The sequence below is a fragment of the Okeania sp. SIO2B3 genome (assembly GCF_010672525.1).
In the GTDB taxonomy this organism is placed as follows: domain Bacteria; phylum Cyanobacteriota; class Cyanobacteriia; order Cyanobacteriales; family Microcoleaceae; genus Okeania.
The window spans coordinates 1-19,320 of sequence record NZ_JAAHGH010000010.1; the positions used below are offsets into that span (position 1 = coordinate 1).

The 19,320-nt window shown below is 35.8% G+C and carries 15 protein-coding genes and 1 pseudogene; 4 read left to right on the plus strand and 12 right to left on the minus strand.

All coding sequences use genetic code 11. The features are described 5' to 3' along the window. Nucleotides 1–383: 383 nt before the first annotated feature. The gene (locus F6K15_RS11660) at nucleotides 384–536 is read right to left on the minus strand and encodes a hypothetical protein (RefSeq protein ID WP_293060937.1); all 153 of its coding nucleotides are present in this window, start codon (nucleotides 534–536) and stop codon (nucleotides 384–386) included. Between the two features lie 25 nt (nucleotides 537–561). Here F6K15_RS11660 and F6K15_RS11665 point away from each other — a divergent pair, with 25 nt between their 5' ends. Together F6K15_RS11665 and F6K15_RS11670 are read left to right on the plus strand one after the other, a co-directional pair. Beyond that, nucleotides 562–711 (plus strand): hypothetical protein, encoded by a 150-nt coding sequence (locus tag F6K15_RS11665; protein ID WP_293060939.1) that lies wholly within the window; start codon nucleotides 562–564, stop codon nucleotides 709–711. A gap of 96 nt (nucleotides 712–807) precedes the next feature. Then, entirely contained in the window at nucleotides 808–966 is a 159-nt protein-coding gene (locus F6K15_RS11670) for a hypothetical protein (protein WP_293060941.1), read from the plus strand. Nucleotides 967–1,246: 280 nt separating this feature from the next. On the opposite strand, the gene F6K15_RS11675 is transcribed toward F6K15_RS11670, so the two are convergent. The 9 genes from F6K15_RS11675 to F6K15_RS11715 all read right to left on the minus strand — a co-directional run bounded on the left by F6K15_RS11675 (nucleotide 1,247) and on the right by F6K15_RS11715 (nucleotide 10,156). Continuing rightward, nucleotides 1,247–1,468 (minus strand): hypothetical protein, encoded by a 222-nt coding sequence (locus F6K15_RS11675; protein WP_293060942.1) that lies wholly within the window; start codon nucleotides 1,466–1,468, stop codon nucleotides 1,247–1,249. A gap of 113 nt (nucleotides 1,469–1,581) precedes the next feature. Further along, complete coding sequence (locus F6K15_RS11680) at nucleotides 1,582–2,052, minus strand: hypothetical protein (protein WP_293060943.1); 471 nt, start codon at nucleotides 2,050–2,052, stop codon at nucleotides 1,582–1,584. Between the two features lie 143 nt (nucleotides 2,053–2,195). Next, nucleotides 2,196–2,810: a hypothetical protein gene (locus F6K15_RS11685; RefSeq protein WP_293060944.1), complete on the minus strand. Its 615-nt coding sequence runs from the start codon at nucleotides 2,808–2,810 to the stop codon at nucleotides 2,196–2,198. Nucleotides 2,811–3,254: 444 nt separating this feature from the next. Next, the gene (locus F6K15_RS11690; RefSeq protein WP_293060946.1) at nucleotides 3,255–4,661 is read right to left on the minus strand and encodes a cell wall metabolism sensor histidine kinase WalK; all 1,407 of its coding nucleotides are present in this window, start codon (nucleotides 4,659–4,661) and stop codon (nucleotides 3,255–3,257) included. A 197-nt stretch (nucleotides 4,662–4,858) separates the two neighbouring features. Continuing rightward, nucleotides 4,859–5,536: a response regulator transcription factor gene (locus tag F6K15_RS11695; protein ID WP_293060947.1), complete on the minus strand. Its 678-nt coding sequence runs from the start codon at nucleotides 5,534–5,536 to the stop codon at nucleotides 4,859–4,861. 317 nt (nucleotides 5,537–5,853) lie between these two features. After that, the gene (locus F6K15_RS11700; protein ID WP_293060949.1) at nucleotides 5,854–6,642 is read right to left on the minus strand and encodes a DUF3598 family protein; all 789 of its coding nucleotides are present in this window, start codon (nucleotides 6,640–6,642) and stop codon (nucleotides 5,854–5,856) included. A gap of 409 nt (nucleotides 6,643–7,051) precedes the next feature. Next, a complete protein-coding gene (locus tag F6K15_RS11705) occupies nucleotides 7,052–7,441 on the minus strand; it encodes a DUF2752 domain-containing protein (protein ID WP_293060950.1) in 390 nt (129 codons plus the stop codon). Nucleotides 7,442–7,736: 295 nt separating this feature from the next. Then, on the minus strand, nucleotides 7,737–8,627 hold the full coding sequence (locus F6K15_RS11710) for an alpha/beta hydrolase (protein ID WP_293060951.1): 891 nt from the start codon (nucleotides 8,625–8,627) through the stop codon (nucleotides 7,737–7,739). A 494-nt stretch (nucleotides 8,628–9,121) separates the two neighbouring features. Beyond that, complete coding sequence (locus F6K15_RS11715; RefSeq protein ID WP_293060952.1) at nucleotides 9,122–10,156, minus strand: SMP-30/gluconolactonase/LRE family protein; 1,035 nt, start codon at nucleotides 10,154–10,156, stop codon at nucleotides 9,122–9,124. 619 nt (nucleotides 10,157–10,775) lie between these two features. On the opposite strand from F6K15_RS11715, the gene F6K15_RS11720 reads away from it, so the two are divergent. Continuing rightward, nucleotides 10,776–12,155, plus strand: coding sequence for an aminopeptidase P family protein (locus F6K15_RS11720; protein ID WP_293060954.1), 1,380 nt, complete (start codon nucleotides 10,776–10,778; stop codon nucleotides 12,153–12,155). Between the two features lie 558 nt (nucleotides 12,156–12,713). Here F6K15_RS11720 and F6K15_RS11725 read toward each other — a convergent pair. Continuing rightward, nucleotides 12,714–14,336, minus strand: coding sequence for a DUF642 domain-containing protein (locus tag F6K15_RS11725; protein WP_293060956.1), 1,623 nt, complete (start codon nucleotides 14,334–14,336; stop codon nucleotides 12,714–12,716). Nucleotides 14,337–14,485: 149 nt separating this feature from the next. Further along, nucleotides 14,486–14,710, minus strand: a pseudogene (locus F6K15_RS11730) (DDE transposase family protein); the annotation flags it as partial. 303 nt (nucleotides 14,711–15,013) lie between these two features. Here F6K15_RS11730 and F6K15_RS11735 point away from each other — a divergent pair. Beyond that, nucleotides 15,014–18,625, plus strand: coding sequence for a response regulator (locus F6K15_RS11735; protein ID WP_293060958.1), 3,612 nt, complete (start codon nucleotides 15,014–15,016; stop codon nucleotides 18,623–18,625). Nucleotides 18,626–19,320 lie beyond the last annotated feature (695 nt).

Here is a 19,320-nt window from a genome sequence, read left to right on the forward strand (position 1 = left end):
CATGACTTATTAATAAATATTAATTCTATCAAAGCAATTCAAAGATTTTACAAAGAACAAGAAACTGAAATTATTCAATTATTAGTTGATGAAAAATTTGTAAACTCTGTTCGGGAATTTCCTGAGAGCTGATTTATAAACTGAGTTAAAACTCCTTTCTAGCATGGGTTTGCGGAAAATTATGCCCTAGGGGCTTAGATAGTGTCGAACCCTTACACTGTAAAGCATTTATCCTCTTAATATTTACTTTATAAATCAGCTCTGAGATGGGCTATGAATATGACTTAGAAAATAAAATTTTAAAATTAAACTTTGAAACACGAACTCAAATTGGTAAAAGACTGGAATATCATTTTTTCAACAACATATAAACCGCCTGATGACTAACTAATTGTTTGGGCATTTTGCCAGGAACGGGTGAAATTGTCTGGGTGAAATTCCCAAGAAACTTCCACGCCTGGAAGTTGCGGTAAGGGGTAGCTCCCCAAGTCGCCTGGTCCAGCACTTTTACAAATTAAGGCTGTTAAATTAGCCACAATCCAAAGCAAAGATGCTCTAATTTTGGCTGCTCAGTCTGGAGTTAATGTAGACTTACCAAGTGCTGGAACATCTCAAAAAGCTCAAGGATTTAAAACTTTAATTGCCTTTAAAGTTATTTCTTTAGCCCTTAGAAGATTATGGCCAATGCTTAAAAAGGCCAATTGTGCTTAAAAGGCGATCGCTACAATTGACCCGGAAGGTTTAGGAGGTAAGTATAATTTTGTCTCCTTTTCTTCCCAGAGTGAAGATAATATTCAATGTGTAGATGTGGAATTATCAGCAGCTCAAATTCAGCAACTTGAGAAAGTAAGTCAAATTGAACTCGGTTTTCCTCATGATTTCTTTAACGCAGATATGCCCAGAAACTTTGTTTACAATGGTACATTTGACAAAATTGAAAATCATCGTTATTCACAATTAAAATAGATATTTTGGGAAAAGAGGGAGTAGGTAACAGGGAACCCATATGGGATTTATTTAAAAATATAGGGGGAGTGTAGGGAGGATGGGGAGTAAAGGATATGGTCTGACCCTACGCTGCATTAATCACAAATCACGCACTGATACATCCTCCTTTCGGGCCACACTTACTCCCCATGCTGAAAACTTAGGCAATGCCAGATTTTTCTTTCTGCTTTTCCTAGGTCATGCTGTGCCAACAGTTCCCGCTGCCTTCTTCCTTCTGCGATAACAAGTTTTTGAGCGGTTAGCGATCGCCTTTTAATTCGGGTTTTTCGTTTTCTTCAAGAGTTAAAGAATTAAACGCACCACCATTATATTTACCACTGCCACTGACTCGCAGGTATGCTATAGGAAATGTTGCTAACATCAAAAGTAATAACCCGACACAAATTGAGACATATTTGTGCAAATTTTGCCTTTGTCGTACAGTCAGAACTTTTTGTTTGTATTCACTAGCTTGTAACATTGTGTTGTACCTCCAAACAATCATTCAATTCAAAAGTCAAAATTCAAAAGTAATCTTTCTCGACATTCCCCTCCTGGGAGGGGTTAGGGGTGGGTTTCCATCTCCCCATCTCCCTATTTAGGCATTAATGGCAGATATGGAAATAGAGGATGCCAATTCATTACTGTTGCAGCAACAAGAAATGTAAACAGGAAGAAAAAGATAGTTGAAAACTGAACCTGTTCATGTTTCCAAAGTTGACTAAGGAGGAACCAGCTAAATAACCAAGCGATTAACATTACTGTTTCTTTCCCTGAGTAACTACCAATTTCACCGTATAAGGGGTCGGGGTTGTGACTACCAGGAATCCAATCACCTAAACTCCAAACTTTTGTTTCCCAAACTTTAAATAGACTGCAAAAATGCTGGTTAACCATTAATGCAAAACAACTGAAAGCTGCACTCACAAGTGCTGCTGCTGCGGGTCCGGATACAGTTGGATTAGATTTTGCTCCGGTTGCCAAACCTTGAGGAAATTGTTTTAGTTGATTCCAAAATTTGACGTAAAATGGTAAATCCTGAAATTCATGATCGAAAATTTGCATTAGTGTTCTCCTAATTTGGATGAATATACTGCTACGGGCAAGCTAGAAGTCAAAAGTCAAAAGTCAAAAGTAATCTCTGACTTACTTTCAGCATTATGATTTTTTCTCCTCCTGTCTCCTGACTCCTGTCTCCTGACTCCTCTTTACAAAGAGTGCATTCTGGCAACATTTAAACCACTTACCAAACCGCCAATACCAAAGAACATCATTGCCATCAATGCTAAACAAGTTCCGGTAAGAACAGGACGATTTTGTGGCTCTAAAATTGAGTCGCCATATTTCCACAAAACCCAGGTACAGGCAGCACCTAAAGGAAGGGTAAACAGAACAGTGAATTCATGATATTCCATAAATAGGTAATGTACTAAAGGGGTATTTTCCCGCAACCAAGCTCTTGCACCGTTGGCAGGAGCACGATAGCGCATATATACCCAATTTCCTGAAGCAATAGCGAAAAATGACAAACAGGTTGACCAAAAGGTAAGGGTACGCATTTGAGGGAGAATTTTCCGAACTCCTCGTAATAGGGGAAATGCTAGATGTCCTGCATAAGAGATAACAACTGTTGCTAATAGGGCGGCAAAACCATGTATTGCTCCCATATAACGTTGCCACGGACTCGGACTCAACAAGTTCACTAGAGGTAGAAACATAAATAACCCTGCTGAGAGGAAACTCAACCCATAAACACAGGTGGTGGCAATATCCATAGGTCGAGGAAGTGGTGATTCTTGAGAGTGTTGAGACTGTGTAATCATAGAATCTTTCTTGACGCTAATTTAGACTTGATTCTTAGATTAGTTATCAAAAGTAAAAAACTAGGGAAAATATCGTGTTATTATTATTTTTTTAAGGTTTGAGATTTTAAGTAAAAAACTGCAACAAAACTTATAATATCAAAACTTATAATATCAAAACTTATAATATCAAATCCGTTGGCTTTGGAGTAATATAATTCTGTCGATCTTCATACAATAGGTAAGGGCGAATGCCATTTGCGTTCCGCAAAGCTCCGCTTTATATGTCGCGGAGCGTTAACGGAGTTATGCGACAGCAAAACGCCCCTACATATGGTGTTTTCAAGGGTTTTGTATGCGTAAGTCCTGTAAATCTCAAAAGTGCTGTAGGATAGATATTTTAAGGGGCTAAAGCCCAACTACAAACAAAACTCTTGATTCCATCTTCTCCACTCCCTCACTCCCCTACTCCCTTACTCCCCTACTCCTTAAAATTGGAAGTTTTACCCAAAAACAACTTCCTACACCAATTTTACTGGTTACTTCAATTTTGCCTCCATGAACCTGAATTAAGGTTTGAGCGATCGCCATGCCTAACCCTGTTCCTTCTTGTCGTTCAATTCTAGCACGATCGCTCCTCCACAAACGTTCAAATATTTGGGGTAACTCTTCTGGAGCAATGCCAATTCCTGTATCTTCTACTGCAATAATTGCTGTTTCATGATCGGCAAACAAAGAAACTGTGACTTTCCCCTCTTTAGGGGTATATTGCATGGCATTGTCAATTAAATTAGAAAATACCCGTTGTAGTTGCTGTCCATCTCCCAAAACCCAGATATCTGAATCAAGATTTGAATTAAGCTCAATATCTTTTTGTTCTGCTTCACTACGAGCAAATTCAATAGTGTCTTCGAGAATTTCATCTAAGGGAAGGGGAATTTTTTCCAGACTCATCAACGCAACTGAACCATCTAGACGTGCTAATAACAATAAATCTTCTACCAAATGTGTCATGCGATAACTAGCATCAGCAATAGCATCTACTTTATTTTTATCTGCTGGATCGATACGTTCGGGATGGCTTTGTAATACAGAAATGGAACTTTTAATTACCGTCAGCGGACTCCTTAATTCGTGAGACGCATCAGCGGTAAATTGTTTCAGTATCTCAAAACTTTGGGCAATGGGTTGTAAAGATTTGTTGGTTAACCAAATTGCACCCCATGCAGTTAAGCTGACTGCCACCACCCCACCAATTATTAATCCCCATCGCAGTCTTTCTAACTGAATATCCAACACTTCAGTAACATGACTAGCGCGGATATAACCCGATAGTCTTTCACTCTCGCTTTTAGGGAGCGTGTAAAATACTGGCAGAACCAAACTACGAATTTTATTTCGTTCTAGAATATTACCGGAACGCTCTAAATTATCTGATAGAGACCAGGTGACATCCAGATCGCCTTCTCGAATTATCAATTTTTGCTTTTCATCGAACCATTCTACCCCTTGAGCATAATAAAATAGACGGTGTTTGGAAACTGCAAGAGTTTCGTGGCGGTTGTATCCTGCCATTAGGTCGGCAAGCTTTGGATAAGTTTTTGGATAATTACTTTGGTAATGTTCTTCTGGTAGTTGGTCTTTGTCATATTCTCCCTCTTCGTGTTCATTAGATTCATGTTTAACAATTTCCAAGGTTTGAGATGCTGCTTCTGCTAATTGGAGTAAGTAGTCATTAAATTGTTGGTTGAGGTCATAAGTTACCCAACGTTCCACGACTAAAAATGATATGCCTAAAGTTGTTATCATTATCCCCAAATAGAAGCGCATCAGACGCCATCGCACCGTTCTTAACTGTTTAAAATTAGACATTTTTACCATTTTGAAAAAAGAATGTTACGAATAATAAGCGCGATCTAAAGACTTTACAGGAGATGTCCCATTAACAAAAAAGAGAATTTCCTAGCTCAAAAATGGTCTTGAAGCCATTCATTCTGACTCCTGGCTCCTGACTCCTGACTCCTAAGAAATATCCTAGCTATTTGTAGGAAAAATTTATCAATTTGGTATTAGACATTAGGATTAAGTCGATAACCGACACCATAAATATTTTCAATAAAATTAGCAGGTGCCCCCGCATTTTTCAATTTTGAGCGCAACCCACGCACATGAGCTTTAATGGTTTCTTCTTCTGGCGGGTCTTCAAATTCCCAGAGGTTATCCAGAATAGCACGACGACTGAGAATGCGACTAGTACTGCGGAGTAATAATTCTAGCAAAGCATATTCTTTGGGAGTCAGTTGTAATAATTGGTGGTTATACTTGACTTCATAATGATTAGGGTCGAAACGGAGTCGTTCCCATTCTAAAATAGGAGGTAGTGTTGTTTCTTTACGTCGTAACAATGCTCGAATTCTGGCTAATAACTCTTTGAGGTCAAAGGGTTTGACAACATAATCATCCGCTCCTATATCTAATCCTAAAACTCGGTCATCCCTAGTATCTTTACCTGTCAGCATTAAAATTAACGTCCGGTCTCCCGAATTTCGTAACTGTTGGCAAAGAGTAATTCCATCTAATTTAGGTAAAATTAGGTCGAGGACAATTAAATCGTAAGTAAAAGTTTTGGCCAGTTCTAAACCTTCTGTTCCATCTTGAGCAGTTTCCACAACATAATTGCGATCGCGCAATGCCTCCGATAGTGCATCGGCAACTTGTTTATCATCTTCAACTAAAAGAATTTTCATATTGGCGTTGCTGAATTAGTGTATGGTATTAATCTTAATTGTTTAGTGCTGTAGATTGCTGAAGCGCATTTAGATTATTGGTGCGGGGGCGGGTTCACCAGGTCCTGGGTAAAACCATTAACTTAACGCGGAACCCGCCCCTACTATTGCTATTGCACCATTTTAGATGTGCCACTCCACTACTGGACTAGAAATAATATCAAATCCGTTTGCTTGCTAGTGTTATAAGAAACCTGGTTTAAATGGGGTAGCAGAGGTACTGATAACTGATAACTGATAACTGATAACTGAAAAGACCTACCACTATTTTTTTTAGTTTAATTTTTTCGGTCAAAAACTTCATAAATTAACTGAATAAATTTACCATCTTGATTATATTTAATTGTCATTCGTTTATACTTATTTTCTATCACCATCTTACCTACTACAAGTTCAAATTCTTCTCCTATGTTTACCTTTTCAGGAACATTAATAACTATACCATCAGGCAGAAAAAATGTTTGATTTTTACCTGCAGTTGGATCTAACTCAAGTTCTGTAAGTTCTGGTTCTTGAGAAATTTGTAAATCAGGAATCATAGACTGTTTTTGTCCCACCCAATTTCCCGATATATTCTTTAATTCTGCTCCTGGTTTTTGGTCTGGATAACTATTAAGATGTTCGCGAATTTGTGTAAATCCTGCTAGTTCTCCATTCTCTCCATACATAGAAGCAACGCTAGTCCGAAAATTTTGATGCTGGAAAAATAATTCACAACCAAAACGATTCCCTATTTTTAATTGTAGACACATCCAAGTTTTGGCTTCTTTACTGAAAGATAATGTCCTCATTGATTCAAATGCTGGATGAATAATTCCATCTGGTTGATTAGCAATTTCTTTCTCAATTTGCCATTGTTTTTCTTCGGTACTACCATCAGCATAAGTGTAATTATTGTGGTGAGTAATTATTGTTTTATCCTGATTAGCTGAGAATTTTCTGATACCTTGAAAAGATTTTATAACTTCTAAATCTGGAGAATATCTAGTCCAAATACCATACCAAGCTGTTCCTTCTGGGGTATGATTTCCGAATAGGTTAGTCCAATTTTGTTCTTGTAGATTCATTGCTAATTAATTGTTTTATTTGACTAGAAAAATTATATCAAATAGCAAATTACTTCTAGCAAATTACTTCCCTTGAAATAATTTTATTAATAAAGAATATTCAGTATTTAATCATTGATGAAGCTTCTCCAATGCAATTAAGCTGAAGTAGTGGGAGCAGTGCCATAAGTATCAGGAGCTAAGATTGCAATATCAACCCTCAACCATTACTATTCACCACTAATTAATACAGAAAAACCCATTTTCAAATATGGCAATAAAAAAATGGGAGGCTTTAGACCACGATTTTTCGGTAAAGTTTTTTAACCAGCTAAATTATTCGTAGCATTCTTTTTTATATTTCATCTTCACTATCTCTCCATCTCCCCACATTCTCCTCCTGGGAGGGGTTAGGGGTGGGTCTCCACACTTAACTAATAACCTCAAATAACCAATTTCCCAGGGTGGAATGAATCAAAAAATTATAAATTTCTCCTGTTTTCCACAACTCTTGTAGTCGTGTTCCATGATAACCAAATAAAACTAGAAAACAAAAAATTTGAAAATGATGATTTTGAATTAAAGGTACATAAAATGTTCGGATTTTCCGATTATTTATTAATTCTAAAACAATATGTAAAATTGCAATAACAAACGCAGCAAAAAATATAGGCCCAAATAAATGATAAGCGATCGCCTGACTAAAATTTCCTCGTGCAACTGCCGTTAGGGAGCGGGTCAACCCCCATCCAGGGCAAGGAATACCTACATAACGTAACAGTGGACATCCGATAAAAGGTATTTTCAGCCCAAAATTCAAAAAGTAGCTGCCAATAATAGGAAGAAGAGCGATCGCCAGATAAACATATCGCTTAAAGTTGGTAACATCATACCAACTGCTGAATTAACTACTGAAAATTCACTCAGATATAACATTTGTTTTGATTGATTAAGGTTAACAACACTGCCTCAGTTTTTTCTGGTTTTTCCAGCCATTTTGGCAGTTAATTAGGTGGTAGTCGAAATTAATAGTAAAGAAATATTAATTGGGAATTGGGAGTTGTTAAAAACCCTCAATATGGCCTTGATCAAGACTGTTCACTACCACCTAATTGTTAATCACCTAATAAATCATTTTTTATGAAAAAAGCTTCAATATTTTCATAAACTTTCAGATTTTGACTATAACTAAATTTTCCATGTCCACCCCCTGAAATAGTTAATAATTGATTCGGTACATTAGCTTGATTAAGTGCTTCGTGAAATTTCACGGCATGATTATATGGCACACTTAAATCAGCATCGCCGTGAACAGTGAAAATTGGTGGGAGTTGAGAATGTACATAATTAATAGGAGAAATATTCTTGGCAATTTCCAAGCGATCGCTCTGGTTGCCCATCCATTCCAGAGCATAATCTCGAACATTAGGCCCCTCAAGTAAATCTTTAACATCTGTAATGCCATACCAATTGACGACTGCAGCTACTTTCAATTCCTGATCAGCAGAGGTAGGTAACATAGCAGTTGTCATAGCTAAATGGCCTCCAGCAGAAAAACCACTAACAATGATTTTTTCAGGATCGAAATTATACTTCTGGGCATTTTTTGTCGTCCAACCTAAAGCAGACTGACAGTCTGTTACTGCTGCGGGTGCTAAGGACTGTGCTGCCAAACGATACCCCACATTCACAATGGAAAAACCCATTTTCAAATATGGCAATAAAAAAAGTAGTTCCACTTCTTTTGGACGGTCTACCCATCCTCCACCATGAATAAAAATAACTACTGGGTGAGGTTTGTTTTTGAGAGACTGGTAAATATCTAATTTTAAATCGTAATTATTGACAGTCAAATATGTAATCTGTTTATGAATACGATAGTTGTTAAAAAATGCCACGATTTCAGCAGCAGAATTTGACCATATTTTCCAAGTAATTCTTGGTAAAAAGTTATAGCCGAGAAATATTGCTTGATATGATGTTTTAGATAGATAATTATTTAACATCTCTGAAAAAGAGGGAGTAGGGAGTAGGGGGAAAATAATTGATAATTTCTGTACAATTGATTTTATTTTTGATGATCACCAGATGTTTATTTAACATTAATCTGGCTGTGAATATTTAATTTTTCTAAGGGTAGATAGTAATCAAATATAGCATTGCTATTCAGAAATGGTTTAAATATAGCATTAATACTTATGAATTGGTATCATAAAACATAAGATTATTCCCTCTCTGCTAGATATAGCAACTGCCAGGTTGATATTTGACAATTAGTGCGAGCATCTTGCTCGCGTCATAAATCATCATAATTACCCGATGTCCTAACTATAGTGGCGACTGCTATAACTAATTGCCTAGATAATGAAACATCTTTTTCCTTCTTCCACCAAGTTTAATACCAATTCACTTTAGAGATGTGACAAATAGTTTTATCCTATAAGATTTGAAATAATCTCCTGAAATTACTGTAGTGTCAAAGTTTTGAGCCTGTAAAATCTTACTTTTGACTTTTGAATTCTGACTTTTGAATTCCCTGAAAGGGTCTAACTCCGGCAATTTTAAGAGTAATTCGATAGAGACTTTTACTAGCTGTTAAATAAAGAGTTTTATAATCATTATTTCCCCATGCTAAATTAGCAACTTTTTCTGGTACGGTAATAATTCCTAATAACTTTCCTGATGGAGTAAAAACCCAAACTCCTCCGGGCCCAGTGCTATAAACATTTCCTTGCAAATCTACTTTCATTCCATCAGGTACACCTCGTTTATTTGAGTCTTTTAATTCAGCAAAAATCATTCCATTTTCTAGAGTTCCATCGGACTTAATATCAAAAACACGAATATGACTTTTTTCAGAATCATTAACATAAAGTTTAGTTTCATCAGGTGATAAAGCAATACCATTAGGACGAGTAAAATCATCAACTAATAAAGTTAAATTACCATCTGGTGCAATCTTATAAACACCATAAAAACCTAATTCTTCCTGTTCTGATTTAATTCCATAAGGAGGGTCTGTAAAATAAATACTGCCATCTGATTTAACAACTAAATCATTAGGACTATTCAGAAGTTTACCGTTATATTCATCAGCAAGTGTAATTATTTTGCCATCTTTTTCAGTTCTCGATACCCGACGATTATTATGTTCGCCAGTAATTAATCTTCCTTGTAAATCAAGTGTATTACCATTAGCCTTCCCAGAAGGACGACGAAATACTTTGACTTCTTGATTAGGTTGCCATTGATAAATTGTATTTTCTGGAATATCACTAAATAGTAAAAAACCGTCAGGATGCCAGACAGGTCCCTCGATAAATTTGAAACCTTCTACTACTTTTTCTACTTGTGCATTTTCCCCAATAATATCCTGTAAATTTTCTACTGAGTTAGCTTCAGCTAATTGGAAATAATTATTTTGATAGACAAGATTATTATTATTTTTAGCTTCAGATATACTATCATTAAATATAGTAACTACTGTTGTTAATAAGAAGATTGACGTAATCATTAAAATTTTTATAATTGACATTTTTGATTTCTAGTTGATTTTGCTTTTTGCTGTATTGACTAGGGGGAAATATCAGAGAATTGACCTTTCCTAGTAATAATATAGTGGCGTGACACCCCTAAAAAGTAATAGTAGGGGCGGGTTCCGCGTTAAATTAATGGTGTTCAAATTATCTTATTAACCCGCCCCCACCCCAAGAATATAATGCTTGCTCAACATTAAATTTAGATAAACCCGCCCCATCCCCCTGTGTCAGTCCAGTAGTATAGTAAATTTTTAACCTGCTACAATAGTAAATTAGATATTTTTTCAAATTATCTATCATTTGTGATACCCATCATCAAAAATCATACTTCAAAAAGGAAATTAGAAAATTTTGCCAATAATTGACTTCTCTGACCTCCTAAAAACTATTTATTTATATCATTCTTGGCTTTCTCTTAATTTATTCTTCCTTCTTCCTTTTGAAGCTGGTACAATAGTAAATTTGAAGCTGGTACAATAGTAAATTAGAGATTTTTTCAAATTATCTATCATTTGTGATACCAATCATCAAAAATCATACCGCAAAAAGGAAACTAGAAAATTTTGATTTATATCCTTCTTCCTTCTTCCTTCTTACTCTATATAAATAACTATCATGCACATTCCTAACTTACAAACTTCTCTAGCAACAACACTTCGTAACCGAAGACAAAAATTAGCCAAATTAATCAATTTTCCCGTCATACTTTGGTCAGGAATTCCTAGTCCCCGCAACTTTCCAGCTAATACTTTTCCCTTCCGTCCTAGCAGTCATTTTCTCTATTTTGCCGGACTACCTATTGAAGATGCTGCTATACATTTAGATGGAGAAAAATTAGAACTATTTATGGATAATGCACCACCTAGTAGTCAACTTTGGCATGGAGAAGTACCCACACGCGATCGCCTAGCTGAAATTATTGGTGCTGATGCAGCTTTTCCTATGCAAGAATTGAAATCTCGCGCCACAAATGCTGCAACTATTTATGTGCAAAATTATCCTACTCAAAACACACAATTTCAGACTCTAAATAGACATATTTCTCCACCTAATAAACCCAAAGAAATTGACTTAGAATTAACAAAAGCTATTATCTCTTTAAGACTTAGTCACGATGCCACAGCTTTAACAGAAATCAAACAAGCAGTAGCAGTAACTGTAGAAGCTCATAAAGCTGGAATGGCAAGCACCAAAAATGCTAAATTCGAGTCTAATATCCGAGCCGCAATGGAGAGTATTATTATCTCCCATAATATGACTTGTGCTTATACAAGTATTGTGACTGTACATGGAGAAGTTTTGCACAATGGACAATATCATCACCCCCTACAAACAGGAGATTTACTATTAGCAGATGTGGGAGCAGAAACAAATTTAGGTTGGGCAAGTGATGTGACTCGAACTTGGCCTGTTTATGGTAAATTTTCTCCCACCCAACGAGATATTTATGATGTAGTTTTAGCTGCCCATGATACTTGTATTACTCAAATAAAACCTGGTATTGAATATTTAGATATTCATCTATTAGCAGCTCAAATTATTGCAGAAGGATTAGTCAATTTAGGAATTTTAAAAGGTCAAGCAGAAGACTTAGTAGAAATGGATGCTCATGCCTTATTTTTTCCTCATGGAATCGGTCATATATTAGGTTTAGATGTTCACGATATGGAAGATTTAGGAGATTTAGCTGGATACGAAATAGGTAGGGAGCGTAGTAGTCGTTTTGGTTTAGGTTTTCTACGATTAAATCGTCCATTAATTCCCGGAATGTTAGTCACAATTGAACCTGGTTTTTATCAAGTACCAGGCATTTTAAATGACAAAGAAATGCGTCAAAAATATCAAGATATTGTGAATTGGGAAAAGCTAGAAAAATTTGATGATGTTCGAGGTATTAGAATTGAGGATGATGTTTTAGTAACTCCAAATGGTGCTGATGTTTTGACTCAAGAATTGCCTAGCGATATTGATTCAATTGAAAGTTTGGTAAGATAATTGGATATTTTTGAGACTAATATAGAAATTCTTATAGAACCCCTGAGTGGTATCTTTGCACGAGATATGTGCTTTTGCTCCCAGTACTCAGTCCTGGTGAAGTCAGGAAATTCAGGAACGAGAATAGGGAAAACCTGTAGGGGCGAATGGCCATTCGCCCCCTACGAATCCTGAGGACTCCGTCATTTATTTATAAGTATTCAACCGGACATGATATCACATGACTAAAGTTCCAAGAGCGATCGCACTTTTTTGGACATTAAAAGTAAGAAGCGATCGCCTAGTTTTAATCTGGGCGATCGCTTTTCTAGTTGACTTTATTGTTTATCGTTTGTTCTAAATGTTATCCATTGATTTTTGAGAAACAAGACACACCAGAGGTAAAAAGTAGTATAGCTATAAGCATTCAGCATTTCCTACGGAATGCTCCGCAAACATCATTCAGCTAGATTCAAAACTTTTAACTGTAATGTTTTGAAGTTTCTTAGCTTTCCTAATCTTAATACCTAGTGCATAAATTTATCCCAAAAAAAACTTGGGATAAATAACACTCAAAACCTAGTTCTCTAACAAACTCACTGCATCAATGTAAGTACCAGCAGCATCAGATATCTCATCAAGATTGTCAAAACTTAAGGTAGTGGTGGTGCTAGTAGCTTTGAGGTTATCATAGGTATAGGTTTGCCATTCGGTTTCCGTTGCTGTTTTATTTAGATTCGCAACTACAGTATCTCCCCAATACACATTCAACTTGTTCTCAGAAGCATTAGGGTTAGCTTTGAATGCAAAGGAAAGTGTGTAGGTCTTACCCACCTCAGTAGTAATATCTTGAGCAATTTTGGTAGTTGAATAACTGTCAAGTTCTACAACTTGTGACCCATCTTTGGGAGCGGTTATACCTCTCTTATTAATTTCGATCGCATACCCCTGAACTTTTTCCCACCCTGGAATTGATTGTTCAAAACTATAGAAACCTTCTAATTCAGGTTCTTCAAAGCTGCCATTCTCTACCAAGTTTTCCTTCTCGACTTCTCCTCCATTACAAGTTGCTATTTTGCTTAAGCTAACTTGATTCAATATCGGACCATAAGTTGCATTTGGGCCGTAGTTAATGAATGACAACCAAGCATTAGTTTCCTTCTCGACCTTAATTTGGCGCTTAACAGTTACAAATTCTTCCTTTTGGCCGTCTGCAATAAATTTCTCATCGAAAACATCTCCCAATTGGACTGTGTACCTACTTAAGTAGGATTTAGGAGTACCACCCATCTCAAAGGAGAGTTCATAGATCCCTGGAGTCAAGGTGAATTTCTCTTTGGTGGAGATAGTTGATATTCCACCTCCACTTAAATCAATATAAGTTCCTGGCCCATAGTAATCGTACAAAGAAGTACTATCTTCTTTTTGGCCTAGGATATCGATAAAGCCTCCATTTGAACTCACCTTCAAGCTCCCTACTTTCCAATTTGCCAAATTATTGACCGTTAATTTCAAAGGTTCTTGGTCAAAGGTTTCCTTAAAAATAACTTCAGGTTCAACTGATGTAGTGTCGCAACAAAGGTTAGATTGATTAGGCGGAGGACAAATACTCGAATCAGGAAGTTTGTTGAAACTTACTTTATTCAATATCGGGCCGAAAGTTCCATCTGGACCATAGTTAATGAATGACAACCAAGCATTAGTATCGGTATCAACCTTAATTTGGCGGCTAATAGTGCTAAATATTCTATCATCGCCGTCTACAAGAAAATCCTCATGGAAAATATTCCCTACTTCAACTGCGTACCTACTTATATAGCCAGGACTGCCACCGATCTCAAAGGAAAGTTGATAAGTACCAGGGGTCAAGATGAATGTTCTTTTAGTGTTAATTGTTGAAATTCCACCTCCACTCAAATCTAGATAATGGCCTAGTCCATAGTAACCATAGAGATTATAACCATTCTGATTTGCGTCTTTGGGTTCATCTTGACCTTGGATATCGGCGATCGCTTTTTCTACATCCCAGTTTGTCAAACTTGAATTTCCTAACTTGAGGGGGTCTTCATCAAAGCTATCCTCAAAAATAACTGTGCCGCTGCAATTAGTTGCAGCTATAGCAACAGATGTCACTGAAGGCATAAAGTTCCAGCAGGAAAATGTCAGTAGTGCTGACATCAACCACGATAGTATTTGTTTCATTCTTTAGTTGTTAGAATGTTTTCAATTGTTAGAATATCATCAAACAAACAAGCGGTCAATATTCAAAACATTTTTTTTATTGCTCTGTTGTCCATGTAATACCAAATCCGGTATCAAAACCAGCTTTTTTGTTCTTCCTCTCTAACCTCCAAATAATATAGCGTCAAAATTATCTCTTCCGGCTTGCTTAAAGACTTTTTTCTTCCTCCTCCTGCCTTGATTAATCTTTTTTCTTGAGTGGCGATCGCCTGTCTTTGTTTTTCTTCAATTTTTTGAGCATTTTCTATTAACTTTATTAGTTGTTTATCTGTAATACCAATAATCCTTTTTGTTTCTTTTGGATGATTATAAATATATTCTAATACATTATTAATTTGAGGACAGGATATATATAATTGGTCACTACAATTTTACCTAAATCCTTACTTTTGGAGAGGTCTGTTCCATGCTCCCAAAATTCAAATATATTTTTACCTGCAACTGAAATAAGATGGCTATAGTATAATACAAAATTATATCATGTCAGGTTGAACAGTTATAAATAAATAACGACGGAGTCCTCAGGAGTCAGGAGGGAATAAAGAAGAAGGAAGAGGAATAACTGGAGTTGAAGGAGAAAGTTTTTTTATCACTAATTATCCAGACATGATATTAGTTATTATTTAGGATTCTTTTCCATGAAAATAAAACCTATCAAGCCATTAAATCAAAATACAAATTTTTTGAAAAAAACACCTTTAAGAATCATCCTAATTATTCCATTTTTCTTGGAGTTATTGATTGTATTTGGATTAACAGGATGGTTATCTTTTAGGAATGGACAGAGAGCTATTAATGACCTAGCTAGTAAGTTTCGTGAAGAAATTTCTGCCCACATCGATCATGAAATAGAGGACTATTTAAAAATTCCTCATCTGATTAATCAATTAAATGCTTATGCTATCCAAGAAAACAATCTGAGTCTATTTCCAGTACAAGGTCAAAGTCTTTTTTGGCAACAAATGAAATTATTTAAATCAGTTATCTGGATTTATTGTGGTAGTCCCCAAAAAGGTGAATTTGTAGGAGTAACAAGACTAGGAACAAATAATAAATTACGGTTAGCTATTAGTAATGAATTGACGGATTTTTTTCGTTATGAATATCCTTTAGATAGCCAAGGTAACGTTCAAAATTTAGTTAAACAAAGTTCTAAAAAATATGATTCCCGGAGTCGTCCATGGTATAAGGCAGCTGTTAAAGCAGGTAAAGCTACATGGAGTGAAATATACCTAGACTTTAGCACCGAAGTCTCTATAATTACTGCTGCTTTACCAATATACGACCCGCAAAATAATCTTAAAGCAGTCTGTGGTGTTGATATTTACTTCTCTCAAGAATTAAGTCAATTCCTAAAAAGCATAGAAATTGGTGAAATTGGAGGAGCTTTTATTTTAGATACAGAAGGTATATTAATAGCAAGTTCCATGGAAACAGAAGCATCGCAAGAAACAGATGAACTGGGAATACAAAAGGCAGTAGATAGTAATAGTAATTTAATCAAATCAACAGCACAATATTTGACAGAACAATACAGAGACTTGAGTAACATTGACACTACAAAACAACTTGAATTTATGCTCAATGGCGAGCGAATATTTATGCAAGTTTCACCTTATGCTGATAATTATGGTCTCAATTGGTTGACAGTAGTAGTCATCCCAGAAAAACAATTTATGGGGCAAATAAACGCCAATACTCGTTCCACTATTCAACTATGTTTTTTAGCATTGGGAATAGCTGTAGGTTTGGGACTATTAATAGTACGTTGGATAACTAAACCAATCAAAAAATTATCAACAGCAGCTAGCGAAATTTCTCATGGAAAATTAGGTCAAAATGTGCCAATTAAAGGAGTGAAAGAGTTAGTTATGTTAGCTAAATCTTTTAATCAAATGACTGAACAATTAGAAGAGTCATTTAATCATCTAGAAACAAAAAATCAGGAGTTGCAACACTTAGATCAACTCAAAGATGAATTTTTAGCAAATACATCCCACGAACTCCGTACACCTTTAAATGGAATGATTGGTATAGCAGAATCTATGATTGATGGTGCTACTGGGTCTATTTCAGAACTGCAAAAAAACAATCTATTAATGGTTGTTGGAAGTGGATATCGTCTCACAAATTTAGTCAATGATATTCTGGATTTTTCCAAACTACGACACCATGATATTCAACTACAATTAGGTTCAGTAGGAATGCGAGAGATTACAGAAGTAGTTATCGCTTTTTGTCGTATTCTGGTGCAAGGCAAAGATTTGCAACTTATTAATGCCATTCCCCGAAACTTCCCACCTGCAACAGCAGATGAAAATCGCGTTCAGCAAATTTTGCATAATTTGGTGGGAAATGCAATCAAATTTACAGAGTGCGGTATTGTGAGAGTCTCAGCAGAATTAATTGATGTTGATAACCGCCAAAAAATAGCAGTCACTGTCTCTGACAATGGCATTGGTATTCCTGAAGATAAACAGAAGGCAATTTTTCAATCCTTTGAGCAAGGAGATGGATCTACAGAACGTCAATATGGTGGTACAGGTTTAGGTTTACCAATTACTAAAAAATTAGTTGAATTACACGGTGGCACTATTTCAGTAAAATCAACTTCTGGTATTGGATCTGATTTTACTTTTACTCTGGATATTTCTGAAAAACCAGCAGAAAGTAGTCAAGTTGAATCTTCTCTCAAAAGGCAAATGTCTTTTTTGGATGCTTCTCATTTAGCAGCATCTGTTTCAGATGAAACCTATTCAGAATCAGAAATAAATCAAGTTCAAACATCTGATGTTACTCCACTAAATAACCAACAAAAAGAAGGTGAATTCCAAATTCTCATTGTTGATGATGAACCTGTGAATTTAATGGTATTAACTAATCAACTTTCTTTGCATAATTATGAAGTTATTCAAGCTAATAGTGGACAGAAAGCTTTAAACATTCTTGATGAAGGTTTTCTACCCGATCTAATTTTATTAGATGTAATGATGCCTGGTATGACTGGTTATGAAGTTACACAAAAAATTAGGAAAAAATGGCCACTTCATCAACTACCAATAATGATGTTAACTGCTAAAAATAGAATTTCAGATTTAGTAGTTGGATTAGAAGCAGGTGCTAATGATTATTTATCTAAACCATTCCACAAAGAAGAATTACTAGCTCGAATTAAGACACATATTAATATTAAAAAACTCCGCACAGAAAAAGCACATATTCGCCAAACTTTTGGTCGTTATGTGACAGATGAAGTAGTTTCAAATCTTTTAGAAACACCAGAAGGTTTAAAACTAGGGGGTGAACGGAAAAAAATTACAATTCTCACTTCCGATATCCGGGGTTTTACCAGCACTTCTGAACGATTACCACCAGAAGAAGTTGTGACTATTATTAACTTTTATCTTTCTTCTATGGCAGATATTATTACCTCTTTTCATGGTACTATTGATGAATTTATGGGTGATGGGATTTTAGTTTTATTTGGTGCTCCAACAACCAGAGAAAACGATCCAGAAAGAGCAGTTGCTTGTGCTTTAGCTATGCAGTTGGCAATGGAATCTGTGAATCAACAAATACAAGCTTGGGGTTTAGCTCCTTTAGAAATGGGAATTGGTATTAATACTGGGGAGGTTGTAGTTGGAAATATTGGTTCCGAGAAACGCACAAAATATGGTGTAGTTGGAAATCAAGTTAATTTGACTTATCGGATTGAATCTTATTCTACTGGTGGTGAAATTCTCATCTCTGAAACTACACTTCAAGAAGTAGGAGAATCACTTTTGAGAATTGATGGGCGAAAATTAGTGCAACCAAAAGGAGTCAAACAACCTATTAATATTTATAATATTACTGGGATTGCTGGAGAGTATAACTTATTCTTAAAAGAAGAGGAACAAATATTTTTAGACCTGACTGAAGAAATACCTACCCAATATACAATTTTGGAAGGTAAGCACGTTGCAGAAAATTTATTTTTAGGTAGTTTAGTTAAACTTTCTAGTAAAGGAGCATTGGTAAAATCTGCTTCACAAGAAACAAGTTCTATACCTTCTGTATTTACTAATATTAAACTCAATTTATTCCCTGCAACTAATTCAGAAACACTGACAGAAGATATTTATGCTAAAGTTTTGGATAAATCTGTAGAAAATGGTTATTTTTATATCCAATTTACTTCTAAACCACCAGAAGTAACAGCTTTACTAAATGCTCAATATCGTTGCTTGAGATTTTCATCAACTTCTTAATAATATAAAATCAGGATAATTCAGACTAATTAATCGAAAACTCATCCTCGTCTATACAGAAAAAATATCCCTATTATTCCAACTAACTATTTGATTATAAGTAGAGCTTGCTGATTAAATATCAAAGCATTGACTGATATTGGTGTTAGCATTTTTTGGTCTAAAAAAATGCGCCTGTTTTCAGCTTTATGCAGCTCAAAAAACTAGTATTTTGGGATGATTATGGCAGAAAAATCACTCTTACAATTTTTCCGACTACTTCCTCTATAATTCCCCGTTCCTCCTGTCTTCCCCTCCCCTCCTGGGAGCAGGGCTAATTCTTTGTCGTAGCGAGAATATTTACAACCCTATATTTTTTTGAGTTCCTGTGCTTCCCCCTCTTCCCCCTCTCCCCCCTCTTCCTTTTTTCTAGGCGTGACAATAAATAGACCCTGCCTCCTAGGAGGGGTCCGCTGGTGGGTTGTCTCCAGTATAGCTGTCTCCTACCCCTACTAAAAGACTTTCCATACGCAAACCCTAAGTAGAGCTTGCTGATTAAATCTAAAAGCATTTACAGATAAAGGTAAGTGCCTTTTTAGAACGAAAAAAAGTGCAACTTTTTAAGCTTGAGTGACCAAAAAGTTAGGATTAAAGACTCACTACGGCAACAAATAAAGGGATAAAGGCGTTGGTGAAAACAAGTATGATATCTTGTC